General features: G+C 57.5%; 3 protein-coding genes. 2 read left to right on the forward strand and 1 reads right to left on the reverse strand.

Going from position 1 to position 2,837, the window contains the following annotated elements; translation table 11 throughout:
- Positions 1 to 42: 42 nt before the first annotated feature.
- A complete protein-coding gene (locus HW554_RS20055; protein WP_176910305.1) occupies positions 43 to 1,026 on the reverse strand; it encodes a gliding motility protein GldB-related protein in 984 nt (327 codons plus the stop codon).
- 211 nt (positions 1,027 to 1,237) lie between these two features.
- Between HW554_RS20055 and HW554_RS20060 the strand changes: the two genes are divergently transcribed.
- Positions 1,238 to 1,534 (forward strand): transposase, encoded by a 297-nt coding sequence (locus tag HW554_RS20060; protein WP_176910306.1) that lies wholly within the window; start codon positions 1,238 to 1,240, stop codon positions 1,532 to 1,534.
- 27 nt (positions 1,535 to 1,561) lie between these two features.
- Positions 1,562 to 2,461 carry an IS3 family transposase gene (locus tag HW554_RS20065; RefSeq protein WP_176910307.1) on the forward strand — a complete coding sequence of 300 codons (900 nt, stop codon included), beginning with the start codon at positions 1,562 to 1,564 and terminating at the stop codon, positions 2,459 to 2,461.
- The last annotated feature ends 376 nt before the right edge of the window (positions 2,462 to 2,837 follow it).

The raw sequence follows: 2,837 nt of genomic DNA on the forward strand, positions 1-2,837 counted from the left end.
TTTTATAACGTTTTATAGCCGACTGTTCACAGTACGTAAAATCTAAGGTGCCTGCCACTGACGGGCATAACCGCTTTGCCTAAAAAAGGCTTGGAAGTCTTTTGTCGTCAGCATATCGGCAACTGCTTGTTTCTTATCTGTTGCTTTATTGTAGTAGGCTTGGCAAATTTTATAGCCTACGTAGTATCCTAAATCACAGGGCTTTTTCGTCGTTTCCTGTTCTGAATTAGCCAACCAGTTACGGGCATCTTTCCCATTCATCTCTTGCTGAAAAGCCCGCCATAGTTCCTGCTCGTGCGCTTGCCCATACTCATGCAACCGGGTATTCGTGCCCGGTATGCCCGTTACCAGCTCGGCCACGAAATCGCCCATGCCCTCCCGAATGGCATAGCTCAGCAGGGTACCGTCGGCCGGTTGTTGCGTGTTGTGAATCATCTCGTGGGTGACCATTGCGGGGATGGCTGCGACGGGGCTACACCGCCTGCGTTCCACCAAGGTCAGTTCGGAAGTGTCCACATCGGGCCCATCAACCAAATACTCGACCCCAATTAGCAACCCTTGCCGTTGGGCGGTGCTGCCCCGGAAGCCCCCCACCAAAAAGTAAATGTGGTTGAAGCGCACGGGCGGGTAAAGGGCTTGAAGGCGACGAAAGGCCGCCAATACCTGAGGCTTTTGCGCGGCAATTGTCTGCATAGCGTGTCGTGCAGAGGCATAGAAGCGGGGATGCTGCGTGATGCGTTGGGCAAAGGGCTGCGGCTTGCTCTGATACCGATTTTGATAATACTCCTGGAGGCCCGGTGAACCAGCAGTAAAATAGTGCTGCTGAAGTAGGGAGGCTGCCTGCGCCGTGTCTTGCAGCACAGCGGGATAGGTAGCCCAAAAGTTATCGAGGTCCGTCGTGATAAATTTCACCTCTTCCACCTGATGAATGCCTGCGCACGTCGTTAACCCGCCTACGCTACTGATTCCGAGTGCCAATGGTATCCAGCGCTGCCAAGTGAGTGGGTTAGTGAAAAAAGACATCATAAATTCGGATTGACACGCTAAAGTACCACGCCGACCGCGCCCCAAAAGGCAGCCTAAAACGGCACGGATTCCGGGAAGTGTCCGACAACAAACATTGAAGCCGTTTAGGAAGTCAAAGGACCGTCATGCTTCATCTGGCGTCCGCGGAGCCGAAGCATCTTGAGGTGGTCGGGTAAATGTGGACAGAATAGGGTCTTATCTTTCGAATGTCATGAAAGACAGCCCCCAACCTCCTAAACGTCGGCGTTATGATGCCGCCTTCCGCGCCGAAGCACTACGCTTGGCGGAGCAAAGTCGCTCGACCCAGTCCGCGGCCCGCGCCTTAAATATCAATGCTAAGCTGCTCTACAAGTGGCAGAAAGAAGCCCTGACGCCCGTGGCGGCCGCTCGCGGGGCCGATTTAGACCCGGCTATGGCCGCCGAGTTGCGTGAGCTGCGGGCCTTGTCCCGGCGGCAGGCGCAGGAGCTGGAAATTTTAAAAAAAGCCATTGCCAGTTGCCTGCTTTAAGCGCAGGCTCTCGCAGACCGACACCCTATGAGCCGCTACCGCTTCATCGAGGCGCAGCGGAGCCAGTATCCGGTGCGCCTGCTCTGCCAGGTAGTAGCCGTGCCCGCCAGCGGCTACTATGCTTGGCAGCACGTGCAACAGCCGGCCGCCGCTGCGCCAGAACCGGCGTGGGAAACGGCCCTGGTCAAGGTCTTCGGGATCCATAAGCGCTGTTACGGTACGCGCCGCCTCCAGGTGGCGCTGCGCAACAAGGGCTACCGGGTGGGCCGTCAGCGCCTGCGCACGGCCATGCGCCGCCGGGGCCTGCGCGCGCTGCAACCCAAGGCCTTTACCCCGCGCACCACCGACTCGACCCACGGCCTGCGCTGCGCCCCGAACCGGCTGTTGGACCAGCCCAAGCCCACCCAGGCCAACCGGGTCTGGGTCTCGGACATCACCTACCTGCCCCTGGCCAACGGCGACTGGGCCTATCTGTGCGCTTTTCAAGACATAGCTAGCAAGCAGGTTGTGGGCTGGCAGGTCGGGGCGACGATGCCCGAGGAGTTGGTAACCAGCGCCTTGCAGCGCGCCTTTTGGTCCCAACCGTCCCTGCCGGGCCTGCTCGTACACTCCGACCGCGGCGGGCAATACTGCGGCAATGCCTACCGGCAACTGCTGCACGACCACCAGGCGGTGCGCTCGCAGAGCCGACGCGGCGACTGCTACGACAACGCACAGGCCGAAAGCTTGTGGTCCCGGCTCAAAACCGAAGTACTCGAAGTCCGCGAGCGGCCTGTTTTTGCCGGCTTGGCCGACGCGCAGCGCAGCGTCGCCGACTATTTTGACTATTATAATCACGAGCGACTGCACTCCAGCATCGACTACCAGACGCCCTATTGCGCTCACCAACAACTTCTTCCAATTAACGCCCTAAACTGTCCAGCATAACTAGACCACCTCATCTCTACCGCTTCGTAGCAGTCGTTCAACGAAGCGGTAGAGATGCTTCGGCAAGCTTAGCATGACGTTCTGATTGATTCCAGGTACTTCCTAAACAGCTTCATTATGTAAAGGGATAGAACCAAGAAAGAGGGGAGGACTATTTGCACTTCCCCACTGCCCCTAAAATCCTGTTTGCCCAGGCCCGAGACTCCTACGGTGGCGTTTACGAAACTCAGCTACTTGGTGCGTTTCCTAAACTTTGATTCGTAGACGAGTTTCTTAAACTCGCCCAGCCCGGCAGGGGCCAGCTGGCCACCAGGTGCCGGGCAGCTGCTGGCCGTTCACGAAAAGGAGGGTATGTTAGCAATATGTTGAGCTTGTC

This window comes from Hymenobacter lapidiphilus (assembly GCF_013377885.1).
Lineage (GTDB): Bacteria > Bacteroidota > Bacteroidia > Cytophagales > Hymenobacteraceae > Hymenobacter > Hymenobacter lapidiphilus.

Coding starts and splice junctions, on each gene's coding strand:
- HW554_RS20055 (WP_176910305.1), bottom strand. CDS start 1,026: ATGATGTCTTTTTTCACTAACCCACTCACTTGGCAGCGCTGGATACCA.
- HW554_RS20060 (WP_176910306.1), top strand. CDS start 1,238: ATGAAAGACAGCCCCCAACCTCCTAAACGTCGGCGTTATGATGCCGCC.
- HW554_RS20065 (WP_176910307.1), top strand. CDS start 1,562: ATGAGCCGCTACCGCTTCATCGAGGCGCAGCGGAGCCAGTATCCGGTG.